The sequence below is a fragment of the Streptomyces sp. NH27 genome, assembly GCF_056859195.1.
The window spans coordinates 1-15,731 of record NZ_JACEGK010000136.1 but is presented as its reverse complement, the minus strand read 5'-3'; the positions used below and the strand labels follow the sequence as shown (position 1 = coordinate 15,731).

10 protein-coding genes are annotated in these 15,731 nt (G+C 74.3%); 3 read left to right on the top strand and 7 right to left on the bottom strand.

All coding sequences use genetic code 11. From position 1 onward, the window contains the following. The 7 genes from fxsT to AC13HU_RS13850 all read right to left on the bottom strand — a co-directional run. On the bottom strand, window positions 1–2,958 hold a 2,958-nt coding region (gene fxsT, locus AC13HU_RS13880; RefSeq protein WP_483042143.1), incomplete at its 3' end, for an FxSxx-COOH system tetratricopeptide repeat protein. Window positions 2,959–3,022: 64 nt separating this feature from the next. Further along, window positions 3,023–4,555 carry an aKG-HExxH-type peptide beta-hydroxylase gene (locus AC13HU_RS13875; protein ID WP_483042142.1) on the bottom strand — a complete coding sequence of 511 codons (1,533 nt, stop codon included), beginning with the start codon at window positions 4,553–4,555 and terminating at the stop codon, window positions 3,023–3,025. Continuing rightward, window positions 4,552–5,745 carry an FxsB family cyclophane-forming radical SAM/SPASM peptide maturase gene (locus tag AC13HU_RS13870; protein WP_483042144.1) on the bottom strand — a complete coding sequence of 398 codons (1,194 nt, stop codon included), beginning with the start codon at window positions 5,743–5,745 and terminating at the stop codon, window positions 4,552–4,554. Before AC13HU_RS13870 ends, AC13HU_RS13875 begins: the two co-directional genes overlap by 4 nt. Window positions 5,746–6,128: 383 nt before the next feature. After that, window positions 6,129–6,332 carry an FxSxx-COOH cyclophane-containing RiPP peptide gene (gene fxsA, locus AC13HU_RS13865; RefSeq protein WP_483042141.1) on the bottom strand — a complete coding sequence of 68 codons (204 nt, stop codon included), beginning with the start codon at window positions 6,330–6,332 and terminating at the stop codon, window positions 6,129–6,131. Between the two features lie 220 nt (window positions 6,333–6,552). Further along, complete coding sequence (locus AC13HU_RS13860; RefSeq protein WP_483042140.1) at window positions 6,553–10,074, bottom strand: SAV_2336 N-terminal domain-related protein; 3,522 nt, start codon at window positions 10,072–10,074, stop codon at window positions 6,553–6,555. A gap of 7 nt (window positions 10,075–10,081) precedes the next feature. After that, entirely contained in the window at window positions 10,082–11,104 is a 1,023-nt protein-coding gene (locus tag AC13HU_RS13855) for an AAA family ATPase (RefSeq protein WP_483042139.1), read from the bottom strand. A gap of 36 nt (window positions 11,105–11,140) precedes the next feature. Then, window positions 11,141–13,228, bottom strand: a complete 2,088-nt coding sequence (locus tag AC13HU_RS13850; RefSeq protein ID WP_483042138.1) for a VMAP-C domain-containing protein — start codon at window positions 13,226–13,228, stop codon at window positions 11,141–11,143. A 545-nt stretch (window positions 13,229–13,773) separates the two neighbouring features. Here AC13HU_RS13850 and AC13HU_RS13845 point away from each other — a divergent pair. The 3 genes from AC13HU_RS13845 to AC13HU_RS13835 all read left to right on the top strand — a co-directional run. Further along, complete coding sequence (locus AC13HU_RS13845) at window positions 13,774–13,956, top strand: DUF6104 family protein (RefSeq protein WP_483042137.1); 183 nt, start codon at window positions 13,774–13,776, stop codon at window positions 13,954–13,956. A gap of 168 nt (window positions 13,957–14,124) precedes the next feature. Beyond that, entirely contained in the window at window positions 14,125–15,027 is a 903-nt protein-coding gene (locus AC13HU_RS13840) for a DUF4097 family beta strand repeat-containing protein (RefSeq protein ID WP_483042136.1), read from the top strand. 1 nt (window position 15,028) lies between these two features. Beyond that, on the top strand, window positions 15,029–15,731 hold a 703-nt coding region (locus AC13HU_RS13835; RefSeq protein ID WP_483042135.1), incomplete at its 3' end, for a PadR family transcriptional regulator.

The window sequence follows — 15,731 nt, the reverse complement described above, 5'->3', positions numbered from 1 at the left end:
GGCGGAGACGGTGTGCGGATGCTGCGGGCCGAGGGTGGCGGACAGCGCGGCCAGCGCCTCTTCCTCGATCTTGTCCGCCTCCTGGCGCTTGCGCAGGTTGCGCAGGTCGGTGGCGAGCGCGATCCGGCACGACAGGGTCAGCGGGTGGTGCTTGCCCAGCCGCATCGCGGCCTGGTCGGCGGTGATGCGGCTGAGATCGGCGGCGCTCTCCGGATCGCCGTCGAAATTGCGGGCCGCGGCGACGTTGAGCGCGCAGCCCAGCGTCCACGGGTGGTCGGCGCCGACCACCCGGGTCATCGCGGTCAGCGCCTCCTCCACGTGGATCTGCGCCTGTTGCCGCTCGCCGGCCGCCCGCAGCAGCAGGCCGTGGTTGGCGAGCATCCCCGCGGAGTACGGGTGGCGCTCGCCGAACCGGCCGCGGTAGTGGTCCATGCAGAACTCGCTCAGTTCCCTGGCCCGGTCCAGGTCGCCGTGTTCCCGCTCGAAGGTGGAGTAGGTCACCGCGACCCGGACGGAGAGCGGGTCCATGTCGCCCAGCACCCGCTGGCAGCGCTCCAGCAGCCGGGCCATCACCGTGGCGGCGCGGGGCCGGTCGCCGGCCCGGTAGTAGCACTGCGCGAGGTTGTGCTCGGCGCGCAGCGACTGCGGGTTGTCGGCGCCGAGCACGCCGCGGTGGATGTCGCAGTTGCGTTCCTGCACCGAGGTGGCGTGGTCGTACTGGCCGACCAGCCGGAGGTCGTGGGCGTAGTGGTTCTCCGACGAGAGCGTCCAGTTGCTGCGGTCGCGCAGCAGTTCGCGGCGCGCCTCCAGGGTTCTGCGGTCCAGGTCGAGCGCCTCGTGGTAGTGGCCGAGCAGCCGCAGGCTCACGCCGACGTTGTTCTGCGCGCTGAGGGTGCCGGCGTCCTGCTCGCCGACGAGTTCGGCGTAGCCGTTCCTGGCCATGCGGGACAGGTCGAGCGACTCCTCGTAGTGGCCCAGGCCGCGCAGGTCGGCGGCGAGGCTGCCGGCCGCGCGCAGCGTCAGCAGGTCGTGCTCGCTCCGGTCGGCCCGCAGCCGGTCATAGACCTCGCGGTCGAGCCGCTCGGTGGTGGCGTAGTCACCGGTCGCCCGGATGCAGTTGGCCCGGTGGTGTGCCATGTCCAGCAGTTTGGGGTGGTTGGGCTCCATCAACCGGGACCACTTCTTCGCGGCGACCCCGGCGATCGCGATGGCGGCACGGTATTCGCCGGCCACGTAGAGGTAGCGCAGGCAGTTCAGGACGGTCTGCTGGATCTCGGGGTTGGTGGAATCCAGCGCGCCGGACGCCTCCAGGTGCGGCACGATCTCGGCGTACCGCGACCACAGCCGGGTGTCGGTGGGGCGGCCGGGGTCGGCGGCGGCGAGCAGTTTGCGGACCACCCGGGAGTAGAGGCTCTGCTCCTCATGGGGCATGTCGGCCCGCACCGCCTGGTAGACCAGCCGGTGCATCTGGATCACGTCGGCGGCGCCGACCGCCTCGTCGGGGGCGTTTTCCAGCGAGTCGGACTGGATCACCGCCCACTGAGCGAGCTTGCCGACCGCCGAGGTCCACAGCAGCGGGTCCTCCATCAGCCCGGCGAGCTGCTCCGGCACGTCGCGGACGGTGACGTCGCGCACCAGCCGGACCGAGATCGGGCCCGGCGCGAAGAAGACGCACAGCCGCAGCAGGTCGACGGCCTCCGGTTTGTCCTCGCGCAGTCGGTTGAGGAGTATCGAGAACGCGGTGAAGTACGTCATCTGGAAGTCGGCGGCGACCTTCAGACCGGACTCCACGTCGGCGCCGCGGCGCAGCAGTTCGATGTAGTCGTCGACCGCCATGTTCGAGTCGTTGAGCGCGCCCGCGTTCTGGTCGAGGGCCAGGGCGAGGTCGCCGAGGGCGTCGGCGAGCTTGTCGGCGTCGGCGTGGTCCATCCGCGGCGCGCGCCGCCGGACGAACGCCACCGACTCGTCACGGTCGTAGACCGGCACGTCGATCAGGACGCTGTTGTGCTCGCCCCACTCGCGGTTCTGCGAGGTGATCAGCACATGCCCCGGGCCGGTCGGCACCAGGTCGTGGATCTCCTCGGGCTGGTCCGCGCCGTCCAGCACCACCAGCCACCGGAAGTACGGATCCCCGCGGCGCAGCGAGTCGCGCACCGCGCGCAGCCGCTCGCCGTATTCGCGCCCGGTGACCAGGCCGAGGGCCGGGGCCAGGCCGGCCAGCTTCTCGCGCAGAGTGCCGCGCTCACTGGCGCGCACCCACCACACCACGTCGTACTCGGGGCTGAAGCGGTAGACGTACTCAGTGGCGATATGGGTCTTGCCGACGCCGGACATGCCGTGCAGGGTGGCCACCGCCGCGCCGGGCTGGGCCATGGTGAGCTCCTGGTGCAGGTTGAACAGCAGTTGCTCGCGGCCGGTGAAGCGGGTGTTGCGGCGGGGCACGCTGCCCCAGACGGCGGGCGGCTCCAGCGGGAAGCGCGGGCCGCTGGAGCCGCCGAGGGTGTCGCCGCTGCCACGCGGAGCGGTGATGCCCAGCCTGCTCAGCAGCCGCCGCTCGGCCTCCACCGCGCCCAGGCCCCACAGGTCGGCCGCGCTGAGCGAGGCGACCGCGCTGGGCAGGGAGGCGGAGGTCACCGACACCGCGGCGAAGCGTTCGCTGTGCGGCGGCACGATCTCCCGCAGGGCGATGTTCCACTCCTCGGCGCTGCGCGGGCCGAGTTGGAAGAACCACTCGCTGAGGACGATCAGTACGGTGCCGTCGGCCAGCAACAGGTCTTGTAACGCCTGCTCGATGCTCTCGCCGGGGCTGATGTCCCAACGCTGCATCGCCACCTGGTGGCCGTGCCGTTCCAGCCGGCTCGCGATCCACGCCGCCCACGCCCGGTTGTAGCCCGCGTAGCTGATCGTCACGGGCCCCCGCCCGGCAGTTGTCGCAGCGGTGTTCCGCCCTCCGGCCATAGCGACCGACTCCCTCGTACGTGCGTAGTGTCTGACAGCCCGACAGGTGACCCTGCGGCAGAAACTACACCGAATGTTCCCCCGTCGGCCTGCCGTCGACGCTGTGACGCGGCCACTCGTCCACGTTCGCGTTGGTGCGGCGCCAGATCATCCGGGCGGTCTCGGTGTACGCCACCGCACGCGCGAGGTGCCCGTCCGGCGGGGTACGTTTCTTCAACCGAGTGTGATGCGCGGACATGGCCTTGACCAGGGTGCGTCCGTGCGTGGTGAGCGCCCGGGAGCCGAGGAGTTGGGGCAGCGCCACCTCGACCTGCTGGCGGCAGCGGCAGTGCTCGGCCCAGGCCCTGTCCCGGACGGCGAACGCGGCGGCCGACAGCGCCACCGCCAGGTGGAAGTCGGCCAGCGCGAGGTGCGCGTAGGCGCCTTGCAGCAGCCCGTCGAAGGGCCGGGCGTCGCGCCGCCAGGGCGCCCAGTATCCGGGGGTGGAGTCGGCGGTGTGCAGCGCGGTGAGGTGGGAGACGGCGAGCAGTTTGGTGTGCTGGAGTTCGTGCACCACGGTGGTGGCCAACTCCAGGCCGGTGCGCGGGGTGCTGCACAGCACCGCTCCGAACGCCTCGCCGCGGGTCGCGCTGCACTGGGCGCTGGGCAGGTCGGCCAGTGGCACGAAGCACTCCAGCAGCGCCTCGGCCTCCTGCGCGCGGATGCCGCCGCCGAGCCGCAGCCACTGCTGGGCGTCGTGCCAGTTGGCGCGCCAGGGCGTGTACTGGCCGATGTCGAGCGGGTCGGCGGCGGGCAGGCCGAGCGGGGAGGAGCAGTTCTCCTCGTCGCGGTAGGGGTCGGTGTCGTCGATGAGGACGGGGCGGCCGGCGCCGGCGCGGATCGTCCGCAGCGGCTGCCAGTCGGCGGCGGCCGAACGCCACACGCCGTCCGGGCCGCGGCGGACCTCGACGGTGCGGGGTCCGGGTCCGGCGACGACCGCGGGCGCATGTGCGGTGCGTGTCGCGAGGCCGGCCGGCGCGCCCTGTACCTGGCCGTCGGCCGGGTACACCCGAAACCGCAGCCGGCCGTTGTCGCCGTCGACGGTGACCCGGTCCGGGCGGCCGGGCAGCCGGTAGCCGCCGACCGTCGGTAGCGTCACCATGCCGTTGCGGACCGGGAGTTCGGTACTGAAGCGCAGTCCGGCGCGGGCCGCCGCCGCGGCGGCCAGCGCGGCGAGGTGCGGCAACTCCTCGACGGCGCGGTGCGCCTGCCCGGGCCGGGTCAACGCGCGTAGGCAGCGCTCCGCCCAGGCGCCGGTATGCGGGTACTGCACGACCTGGCGGGTGGCGGCGCAGTCCGCGCGGTCGGCGGCCTCCAGCAGCCTCCAGTCGCGCAGCACGCGGTCGGCGGTGCCGTCCGGCAGGGTACCGGCGGGCGCGTTCGCGACCGCCTCCAGCAGGGCACGCAAGGTCAGCAACCGGCGTGCGTGCTGGTGCGAGACGAGCAGGGCCAGTAGCCGGGGTGTGCTGCCGGTGCTGCCGAGTACGGGCAGCATCTCGTCGGGAAGTGCGCTGTCGGCGGGGGCAGCTGTGGGGGTGGTGGTGCCGAGCGGGTTCACCGGATGATCTCCCGGGTCGTGTGGCGGCCGAATCCGGTGTCGGCCGCCTGGGTGAGTCGGTGGGCGGTGTGGCGGACGAGGTGGGCGAGGTCGGCGCAGTACACCGACGGGTTGCGGAAGCCGGCGCCGGCCCGGTAGCGGTGCGCGTAGTGGCCGCCGCCGCAGACCGTGACCAGGGCGCAGGCCCGGCAGGTGGCGCCGAGCGCGGCGAGGCCGGCCTGGCGGGCGGCGATGCCGGGGGGGGCGAGGGCGTCGGCGAAGCTGTTGCGGAAGACGTCGAGGCCGGTGGCGGCGGCGCCCTCGTAGGCGGACTTGAGCGAGTCGACCTGCTCGATGCCGCCGTCGGTCTCCACCACGACGGCGGCGAACGGTTGGAGGCCGAGCCGCTCGATCGCGGCGGGCACGCCCAGCAGCAGCGCCACGCACTCCTCGAACAGCCTTATCCGGGTGCGGCGTTCGGGTGCGTCCCACCATCGGTCGAAGACGGTGGTCAGCCAACGGCCGTAGGGCGCCGGGTCGTCGGCCGGTGCGGGCAGGCCGGGCGGCGGGCTGGTCCAGTTGCCGTGCGGCAGCAGCAGGTCGATCGCGGGCGGGTGGAAGGCCAGCAGCGATTCGTAGACCTCGACCGGGTCGTGCCGCAGGTCGACCACGCACAGCACCCCGCCGTACGCCTCGGGCGCGTGGGCGGCGAGCAGCCGCAGGCCCGCGGCGGCGGCCGGCCAAGCGGGGCGGCCGGCGTGGTCCACGCGCTCGCGGTTGTGGCCGGGCCGGCCGCCGTCGAGGCTGACGCCGATCCGCAGTCCGGCGTCGGCGAGCGTGCGGACGTTCTCGCGGGTGAGCAGGGTCGCGTTGGTCTGCACGCTGGCGTGCACGGTGCAGCCGGCCGGGAGCGCGGTACGGATCAAGTCGAGGTCCGCGGCGAGGCGTTCGGCCCCGGCGAGCAGCGGTTCGCCGCCGTGGAAGACCACGGAGACGTCGGTCAGGCGGTGCGCGGCGGCGTGTTCCGCGATACGGGCGGCGGTGCGCGCGGTCACCTCGTCCGCGGGGGCCCGGGGGCGGTCGCGCCAGGTGTGGTCGGGGCCCGCGTACAGGTAGCAGTAGGTGCAGGCGAGGTTGCACCGGCTGTGCGTCTTGAGGATGAACTGCCGTATCGGGTACGGCGGTTCGGGGGCGGACCCGGGCGCGGGCACGGACGCCGGTACGGGCGCGGGTGTGGCCGCAGGCACGAGCGCCGGTACGGACGCGGGCGCCGGTATGGGCACGGGCGCGGGCGTGGCCGCAGGCACGGGCGCGGGCGTGGCCGCAGGCACGGGCGCCGATGTGGGCGTGGTCTTGGGCCCGGGTGCGGTTCCTGGTCGGCCGGTGGCGGGTGCGGCGGCGACCGGGCCGGGCCGCCGGGGTGCCCCGGCAGTGTGCCGCACGTCATCACCTCCCCCGGGCGTGGGCCATCGAGGGGCTTCCCGCCGGCCCTCGCGGTTGTTCCCGCCAGGCGCCGGGCAGCAAACACCCGGGCGGGGATTTGGCCGTATCCCTTCCGGGGCGCGGCCAAAAGCAGGCCGGCGCGCGGCGGCGCTCACGGAGTGTCGTTGTCGAACCCCCACAACGCCTCGCTGCCCGGCGCGGCAACCCGCTCCCGCAAATCGCTGACCAGTGCCGACAGTACCGGGTGCCGTACCGTCCGCAGCGACTCCAGGTCCATGCCGAGCAGGTCGATCCCGGCCTCGCGCAGCGCCGGGTCGGTGTACGCCTCCGCGCCGCCGTAGGGTCGTTCCTCCATCGCGCGCCTCCCAAACCGTCGGGTCGTCCCGCTGTACCCAAGTCCCCACTGGCACGCTGTACTTGCGCCCCTCCGTGCCAACACCTGTCAGGTCCATGGTGCCCTGCCAGGTGTGCGGCTGTCGCCTCCGTTGCCGCACCGACTGCCCCGATCGCCCCGATCGCCCCACGGATCAAGGCAGTTGCACGGTCGTACCGAAGGCACGCCGGTCACCTGGGCGTCAACGGGTCAGCGCGGCAAGGCGCGCACCCGTATCCCGGCCCTCCTCGCCGCCGTCGTCGGGGAGTTGGCGCCACTGGCGCAGGGCCGCGCGGTAGGCGTCCGCGGCGGCCAGCGGCCGGCGGGCCGTCTCGTACGCGTCGCCCCGCCAGTGGTGCGCTTTGGCCGCCAACCGCACCATGGGCTCGGGTTCGGCGGAGCCACGGGCGGCGTCCGCGGCCGCGGCGGCCGCCTTGCGGTAGGCGTCCGCGGCCTGGTCGAGCCGCTCCGGCCGCCGCGAGTGGTTGGGCACCAGGCGGTGCGACTCGCCCAGTTCGAACCATATCCGCGCGGCCAGATCCGCCCCGTCGGCGCCCTGCGCGGCCAGGCCGAGCACCTGCTCGGCCTCGCGCAGGTCCACCAGTTCCTGCTCGGCCCGGTAGCGCAGTATCAACGCGCGCCCCAGCATCAGCAGTCGCTCCGGCTGCTTCGGATCGGACTCGGGCGTCTCCATCCGGCAGTCGCGCAGCACCAGCACCGCCCGGTTGACGAACGTCCAGCCGCCGGGCAGCTCCGACCTGGCCAGCAGCGCCGCGCCCCACTCGGCCACCAGGTCGGGGTACTCCGTCCGGTCCCGCGGGGTGAGCCGGCACGCCTCCTTGAACCGGTCCGCCGCCTCCTCCAGTTCACCGGGCCGGCCGCCCTCGGCGTGCCTGGCCACCCTGATCCGACCGGCCCGGGCCAGGATCGCGGCCCGCTGGAGCCGGTCACGGGTCTCGGCGAGGGCGCGGTCCACCAGTTGCTGCGCCTCCACCAGCCGTCCGCCGGCCAGGAGTTCGGCGTCCACCAGGCAGAGGGTCGCGGCGGTCACGGCCTCCGGTGCGGCCTCCTCGCGGCGCAGCGCGGTCAGCGCGCCGGCGTACGAACGCGCGGCCTGCTGGGCGTAGGTCTGCCGGCGCTCCCGGCTGCCGGCGGCGGCGGCCAGCCGCAGCAGCGCGCGGCCGTGGGCGAGCGAGAGTTCGCTGGGGCGGGAGCGCTGCGGCGGCCACGAGTCGGCGACCGCCTCCAGCGTCCCGACCGTCTCCTGGAGCAGTACCGCGTCACCGCTGATCACCCACTGCTCCTCCAGCACCGCGACCCGCTCCAGGGTGGCGTCGAGCAGCTTCGCGGAGTCCAGGCCGGGCGCCGCGCACACGGCGGTGAACTCCCGGTCGGCGCGCTGGAGCAGTTCGAGCGCGCCGCGGTTGTCGCCGGTGGCGGCGCGTTCCTGGGCGGTGGCCTGGAGCACCCGGGCGCGCACCGCGCGGGCCGGCAGGGAGGAGTGGTGGGCGGCGGCGGTCTCGGCCGCCTCGCGGGCCTCGTCCAGCAGGTCGGAGCTGCCGCGCAGCCGCCACAACCGCAGGAGTTGCTGGGCCAGTTCGGTCCACAGCTCCGGGTCGAGGCCGCGCACCCGCTCCTCTGCGGCGGCCCGGCGCAGCAGCGCCACCGCGTCCAGCAGGTTCTGCACCATGCCCTCGGCGGTGAACCGGTCCGCGAGGTCCCGGGCCCGCTGCACCACCGTGGAGGACTGCACCGCCTCGTACGCGGCGGGGTACGGGCTGGGCGCGCTGCCGTCGTCGGGCAGCGGCATGAAGCGCTCCAGCACCCGCGCGGCGACCTCCGCGAACGGCTGCCGCGACTCCGCGATGGTGCCGTCCTCGCCGCCCCGGCCGCCGCCGGACCCACCGCCCTCGGGCGCGAAGCCGCGGGCGGCCTGCTGGACGGCGGAGCGCACCGCGGCGTCGGCGGTCGGGTCGCCGGGGCCCTCGGCGAGCTGGGTGATGGCCAGGGCCGGGAAGTTGGGGCCGGACTTGCCGAACCGCTGCTCGACGTACTCCGAGCAGTGCTTGAGCACCAGGCGCGCCTCGTCCACGCCGAGCGGGCCGAGCAGCGCGTCGCGTACGCCGGGCGCGAAGTGGTACCACCGCTGGTCGTCGCCGCTCTTGCGCACCACGAGGCCGCTGAGCAGCACCTCGGCCAGCTCGGCCGGGCCGGAGTCGGGCAGCATCGTGCGCTGCACGAGCTGTATCACCGGCAGGAACAGCGGGGCCGCGGCGAGGTAGACCGCGAGTTGGGCGGCGGCGGGCGACGCGGCCGCGCGGAACCGGCGGACCAGCGCGGGCACCGGCACCATCGCCCGGCGCGGCCGCACCCGGACCGCGGGCTGGTCGGCGCGCACCCAGCCGACGGCGGCGGGCACCTCGCCCGCGCCCATCCCGGCCAGCAGCCGCGCCCACGCGCCCAACGCCGCGGCGGTGGGCGGCAGTACGGGCACCGGCAGCGCCTCGGGCGCGGCGGGCACCCCGGTCGCGCCGGGTGAGAACCGCAGCGGCGAGGAGAGCAGCATCCCCTCGGAGCGGTGCAGCACCCCGTAGGAGACGGGCAGCAGGGTGCGGCTCCACAGCCGGGCGGGCAGCGGCTGGAGCACGCCGACCGGGCCGTGCCGGCTCAGCCGGTGCAGCAGCCGGTGGGCCTGTCCCGACCGCCACAGCGGGCCGGCACAGTCGCTGACCATGAGGGTGATCCGGCGGCCGGTGGGGTCGCTGAGCTGCTCGGCGGAGCGCAGGCCGACCGGTTCGGGGTCGAAACGGCTGCTCACGCCGAGCGTGTCGTCGGGGGTGGCGTGCAGATAGCGGACGTGCACCTCGTGGAACGCGCCGAGGCGTTCGAAGACGCCGGCCAGCTCGCGCAGCATCCGCTCCCAGACGAACATCGAGGAGGAGGTGTCCATGAGCAGTTGCATCGCGGCGTCGCCGTGCGAGGCAGAGCGGAAGACCGGCATCAGTAACCCGCCCGCGCGGGCGGCGCGTTCGGCGGTGGCGGCCTCGTCCAGCTCCTCGCGCAGCGGGCGGGCCGGGCTGCGGTAGCGCTGCAACGGGCGCAGGGCCGACTGGAGTTCGAGCAGCTGGGGCAGGGTGCCCGCCTCCGGGACGGCCACCCCGAGCGCGGCCCCGGCGGGCGTGGGCCCGACCTGGCCGGGGATGCCCTCACCGGGGAAGAGGCTGATCACGCGCTCTTCCGGGGGGACTTGGACCGATGGCGGCTGGGCCGGGGGGACCAGGCGGGTGCCGGCGCCGTCGGTGCCGTCGGGGCGGTGCGCGCGCGGGTAGTCCACGCCCGCCCCGGCGCCGCCGCCGTGCGGGCCGGCCAGGGTCTCCGGGTCGGGCCGGGCGGTCGGGCGCGACCAGCGGGCCAGCCACAGGGCGTCGGCGATCTCGGCGGGGTCGGGGTCGAGCCCGGCCCGGCTGATCGCGCTGACCACCCGGGTCAGCGGGTCCGGGGCACGCTCGGCAGCGCGGCCACCGTCGTCGGTGCCGCCGCCCTGGCCGCTGTCGGGGAGCCGCTCGGGGATGTTCCCGGGGCTGTGCTCGGGGCTGTTCTCCAGGCCACCGTCCGGGCTGCTCTCCCGGCTACCGGCCGCGCCGCCGCTCAGCGCGCTCCGCGCCGTCAGGTCGTCGTCGGCGTGGTCGTCGTCGGGGTGCCGTCCGTGGCCCATCTCGGCCATGATCGCCTCACCTTGGCCTGTCGAGCCGCTGGATGAGCATGTCCGCGAGCCGGGCGCGGGAGGGTGGCGCCGCGTGATGGGTGAGGTATATCGCGTTCAACAGCTGGTCGGTGGCGAGCAGTTCGCTGCGCGAGCGCTCCAGGAAGCGCTGCACCAGGTCGTCGCCGACGGTCGCGGCCTCGTCGCCGAGGTGGGCGCGCACCACCGTCGACAACCGTTCGTGGTCGGGCCGGCCCAGCTCCAGGTGGATACAGCGGCGCAGCAGCGGCGGCGGGAAGTCCCGCTCCCCGTTGCTGGTCAGGATCACGAACGGGAAGGCCCGGCAGCGCACCCGGCCCTCGCGCAGCGTGACGCGGGTGCCGTCGTCGGTCAACACGTCGACCTGCGGCTCGCGTTCGGCCAGTCGCTCCAGCTCCGGGATGCCGAACTCGCCCTCCTCCAAGACGTTCAGCAGGTCGTTGGGCAGGTCGATGTCGCTCTTGTCCAGCTCGTCGACGAGCAGCACCCGGGGCTGCGCGGTGGGCAGCAGCGCGGTGCCCAGCGGGCCGAGCCGGATGTAGCTGCCGATGCCGCCGGGCGGCACGTTGCCGGAGTTCGCGGCGATCTGGGTGTCCTGGAGCCGGGCGATCGCGTCGTACCGGTACAGGCCGTCCTGCAATGTGCTGCGGCTGACGATCGGCCAGTGCAGCACCCGTCCCAGGCCCAGTTCGTACGCGACCGCGTGCGCGAGCGTGCTCTTGCCGGCCCCGGGGCTGCCGGTGACCAGCAGCGGACGGCGCAGGTAGAGCGCCGCGTTGACCATCTCCAGCTCCTCGGGGCTGGGGCGGTGCATCTCGGCCATGTGCCGGTACGCGCCCAGCCGCCGGGCCGAGGAGCTGTCCCGGCCCGGCCCGCTGCCGACCAGCGGGCCGCCGTCGAAGTCCCGCCAGGGCGGCGGCTCCGGCAGCCGGTCCATGCCGGTGTGGGGTTCGCCGGTGCCGCGGTAGATGAGCCATTCGCCGGGCGCGCCGGACTCGGTCACGTCACTCATCTCGGTACCCCCGTCGATCCCGGGTGTCGGTGTTCGTCATGGAGTCTCCAGCAGCTCGTCGGTTCCTGGAAGGGGTCGGGTGGGATCGTCGTAAAGCAGCGCGAGGCCGCCCGACCAGAACATTTCCGGCACACCTTTGGCGACGGCGGCGCGCAGGACCGCAAGTTGGGCGGGCAGCCCGGCGGCCGTGCGGGCGGCGTGGACGGTTTGCGGCACACCGCGGTGGAGGTCCGAACAGATCCGCTTGGGCTCGATCGGGTCGCGCCGCCACAGCGCCACCGAGTAGCCGCACCGCAGCAGCCGGTGCAGCACCTCGGGGGATGCGGCGCCGCTGCGGCACAGCACGGGCAGCATCTCCCTCGGCCGGGCGCGCAGTTCGGCGTCCTCCGGGAGCGACCGCTGCTGCGAGTCGAGGCAGTCGAGCACTTCGACACCGGGTTGCAGGCGGTGCAGGGCCTGCCAGCGGCTGAGCCGCTCCTCGGCGACGGCCGGGTCGGTGTCCGGCGGCGGGTCGGTACGGCGCACCACCACCGGGCGGACCGCGCCGAGCGTGCCGCCGTCCGGATCGAGCCGCCAGGTGTCGGCGGCGAAGGCCATCAGCGAACCGGGCACGGCCAGTTGGAGGGCGGCGACATAGCCGGGCTCGTCGCAGCGGCGGAACGCCTCGGCGAGCGGCGCGGCCAGCCGCGCGGGCAGGTCGGCGACCGCGGTGCCGCGGAAGTCCTCGTGCACGCAGTCGACTTCACCGCTCTCCGGGGACACCGTGACCCGCCAGTCGAAGCGGTCCGGCTCCCAGCCGCGCGGGATGATCTCCAACTGGGCCTCGCCGCGGGCCCGCAGACCCGGCTCCGGGCCCGCCTGCGGCGGCACCTGGGCGCCGCGCACCCGCAGCCGCGACGTCCGCTCTCCTATCAGCGAGTTGCGGAAGAGCATGCTCAGGCCCTGGTCGGCCGCGGTGGACTGGGCCCACTCCCACAGCTCCCGCTCGTCGGACTCTTGGGCGGGCTGCTGGCGTTCGGCGGTGGCCGCGAGCATCGCGTATCGCAGCACCGCCTCCAGTTCGGAGCCGCGCCGCAGGTCGTACAGCAGGCCGAGGCCGTCACGCCAGGCGCGCGGGGCCACCGCGAAGCCCTGGCCGGCGCCGCCACGCACCTCGGTGACGAGGTCGCCGAGCGCGCGGGCGCCGGAGGGCGGCGGGAGTTGGGCGAGCAGGCCGAGCAGCGTGGTGCGGCGGCCGGGGGTCAGCGCGCGGCCGGCGGCGGCGCCGATCTCGCTGTGCGCCTCCGTCCAGCCGTAGAAGTCCCGGTTGAGCAGGAACTTGTGGCGGTCGGCGTGGTAGAGGTCATGGGCGGTCATCACCCGGTGGTACAGGTCGTCCGCGGGGTTCTCGGCGGTCGGCAGCAGGCGTAACTGCTGGATGCTGACGGCGAGTCCGCCGTCCCGCTCGGCGCGGCGGGCCTGCAGCACGCCGATCACCTCGCCGCGCACCAGGTCCACCACGGGCCCGCCGGACAGGCCCTGCGGCATCTCGTCGTCGTTGCTCAGCCGGAGTAACCCGCCGCCGCCGACGCCGAGTTGGCCGCTGATCACGCAGCGGCCGCTGTACTGCATGAGGACGCCGCCGAGCGGCAGCCAGCCGAAGTACGCGACCGGGTTGGTGGTGTAGCCCTTGGCGGTGCGCTCGGTGAGCCACACGCAGGGGTGTTCGAGCGGGTCGACCAGGCGGACCAGGGCCAGATCGGGGGCCGCCCAGCCGGTGGGGCCGCGGCTCGCGCCGCCGAACCCGGACCCGCCGCCGAAGCCGGCGTCCTGGCCCTGGCTCTGACCGGGGATGCCGGCGGCGGCCGGGCCGGACGGCTGGGCCCACTCGACGACGCCCGCGAGGAGCTGGTCGCGGTAGCCGACGCGCACTTCCTTGCGCGGCGCGCCCACGAGTGTCACCTCCCCTTCGGCCCTCGCAACGTGGGCGCAGGTGAGCACCCAGTTGGGCGCGACGAAGAAGCCACTGCCCAGGAGAGGATTCCCGGCCTCCGCGCCGTGAATGCGTACGGTGGCCTCCTCGGCGAGCGGGACCAGGATCTCGGCAGCCTGGGCAAGCTGCTCCGATGCGCCCCCGGACGTCACCGTGCGCCCCTTGCCCCGCCATCGGCGCACACGGCGGCGCGGACGGCGGTCCCTACGGTCCGGACGAGGACGGGTGCGGCGGGGCGGGCGCCGACGGGCGGCGCTCCCGCGAGGCCGCCATGGCGCGACGGCGCGCGGCGGGCGGCGTGAGTCCGCACAAGGGCGCGGGGCCGTACGAAGGCGCGGGGCCGTACGAAGGCGCCGGCGGCCCGGGGCCGCGGGAAGGCGCGGGTAGCACCGTTCCGTACGAAGGCGCGGGCGGCGCGGCTCCGTACGAGGGCGCGCGCTGCGCCGCATGCCGCGGCCTTCTGGCCGGTTGCCGACGTCCGCACGCGCACATTCCCCCCATTGCCGGGTAGTGCTAGGAAGGCTATCGCCCGCCCGACCTGCATGGGGGCCTTCCCGGACACTGCCTATCCTTGACGGTGTGCGGGCCTCGCGGGCCGCCGGCCTCGCGGCCCGCCCCGGGTGGCACGCAAGCCCTGCGCATCCCGCGTTTTTCCTGCCCGTCCGTCGCCCGTCCCACCCCTGTTCCGGAGCAGATCTTGTATTTCACCGACCGCGGTATCGAGGAGCTGTCCGACCGGCGCGGCGAGGAGGAGGTGAGCTTCGACTGGCTGGCCGACCGGCTGCGGGAGTTCGTCGACCTCAACCCCGAGTTCGAGGTCCCGGTCGAGCGGCTGGCCACCTGGCTGGCCCGGCTCGACGACGAGGACGACGACGAGTAGCCGCAGGGCCGCCCGCGCCTCCTTCCGGGAACCCCCTCCTTCCGGGAACCCGGCCACCGCCCCGGTGCCGGTTTCCCGGAACAACCGCTTGACTTGCGCAGCACGCGATATATCGTGTCTCTCAGAAGACGCGATATGTTGCGTTGGCCGGCACCCGAGGAGTGGCAGATGAGCGGCACGTCGGAGCGGCACGTCGCCGAACCGGAAAAGTTCGTCTTCGACGAGCGGATCGACACCCTGAAGGTCCGGATCGTCAACGGTGCGATCAACGTGGTCGGCACCGACGACGGCCCGGCCCGGGTGGAGATCACCGAGCTGGAGGGCCCGCCGCTGAAGGTCCGGCTGAAGGACGGCACCCTCAGCGTCGGCTACGACGACCTGGAGTGGAGCGGCTTCGCGAAGTGGTGGGACCGCAAGGGCTGGAACCGCCGCGCGGAGATCTCGCTCGCGGTGCCGCAGCACACCAAGGTCGAGGTCGGCGTGGTCGGCGCCAACGCGGTGGTCTCCGGGATCAGCGGCACCACCTCGCTCCAGGGGGTCAACGGCGACGCCACGCTGGTCGGCCTGCGCGGCCCGGTGAAGGCACACACCGTCGGCGGCAACGTCGAGGCGCAGTCGCTCTCCGGCGACCTGAAGTTCAGCACCGTCTCCGGCAACCTGACCGTGGTCGACGGCACCGGCAGCGAGATCCGGGCGGACTCGGTGAGCGGCAACATGGTGCTCGACCTGGACCCGTCGGCCGGTGGCCAGGTACGGCTGACCACGGTCTCCGGCGAGATCGCGCTACGCATCCCCGAACCGGGTGACGCCGAGGTCGACGCCAACACCACCAGCGGCAACGTCTTCTGCGCCTTCGACGAACTGCGCGTCTCCGGAAGCTGGGGCGCCAAGCGGATCACCGGCATCATCGGCCGCGGCACCGCACGACTCAAGGCCACCACGGTGTCCGGGTCGCTGACGCTGCTGCGCCGCCCGCCATTGGACGACCCGGCGAGCACGGCGGGACCGTCCGGCTCCGGCGGGCCGGGCGACGCGAGCGGCGACGCCACCTCGCTGCGGAAGGACGTCTGACATGGCACCCGTCTTCGCCCACGGCCGGCTGCGGCTGTACCTGCTCAAGCTGCTCGACGAGTCCCCGCGGCACGGCTACGAGGTGATCCGCCTGCTGGAGGAGCGCTTCCAGGGCCTGTACGCGCCTTCCGCGGGCACCGTCTACCCCCGGCTCGCCAAGCTGGAGCAGGAGGGCCTGGTCACCCACTCCACCGAGGGCGGCCGCAAGGTCTACGCCCTGACCGCCGACGGCCGGGCCGAACTCGCCTCCCGCGCCGACGAGATCGCCGGTCTGGAGGCCGAGATCCGCGAGTCGGTCTCCTCGCTGGCCGCCGAGATCCGCGAGGACGTCCGGGGCGCCGCGGGGGACCTGCGCCGGGAGGTCCGCGCCGCCGCCCAGCAGGCCCACACCAAGCCCGACGACCACAGCGGCCCGGGCCGGTACGGACTGGGCGACGCGCAGCGGCAGTGGAAGGAGCAGACCAAGCGGGCGAAGGAGGAGAGCCGCCGGGCCAAGGAGGAGGCGCGCGACGCCCGCCGCCAGGCCAAGGCCGCCCGCGAGGCCGCGCGCGACGCGATGGACACCGCGCGGGACGAGATGCAGCGGATCGCCCGGCAGGTGCAGGAGCAGGTGCAGTCGCACACCACGGGCGGCGACTGGCAGAGCGGGCTGCGCGAGGGCCTGGCCGAACTCACCCGCGAGCTGGGCCAGTTCGGCCAGCCGC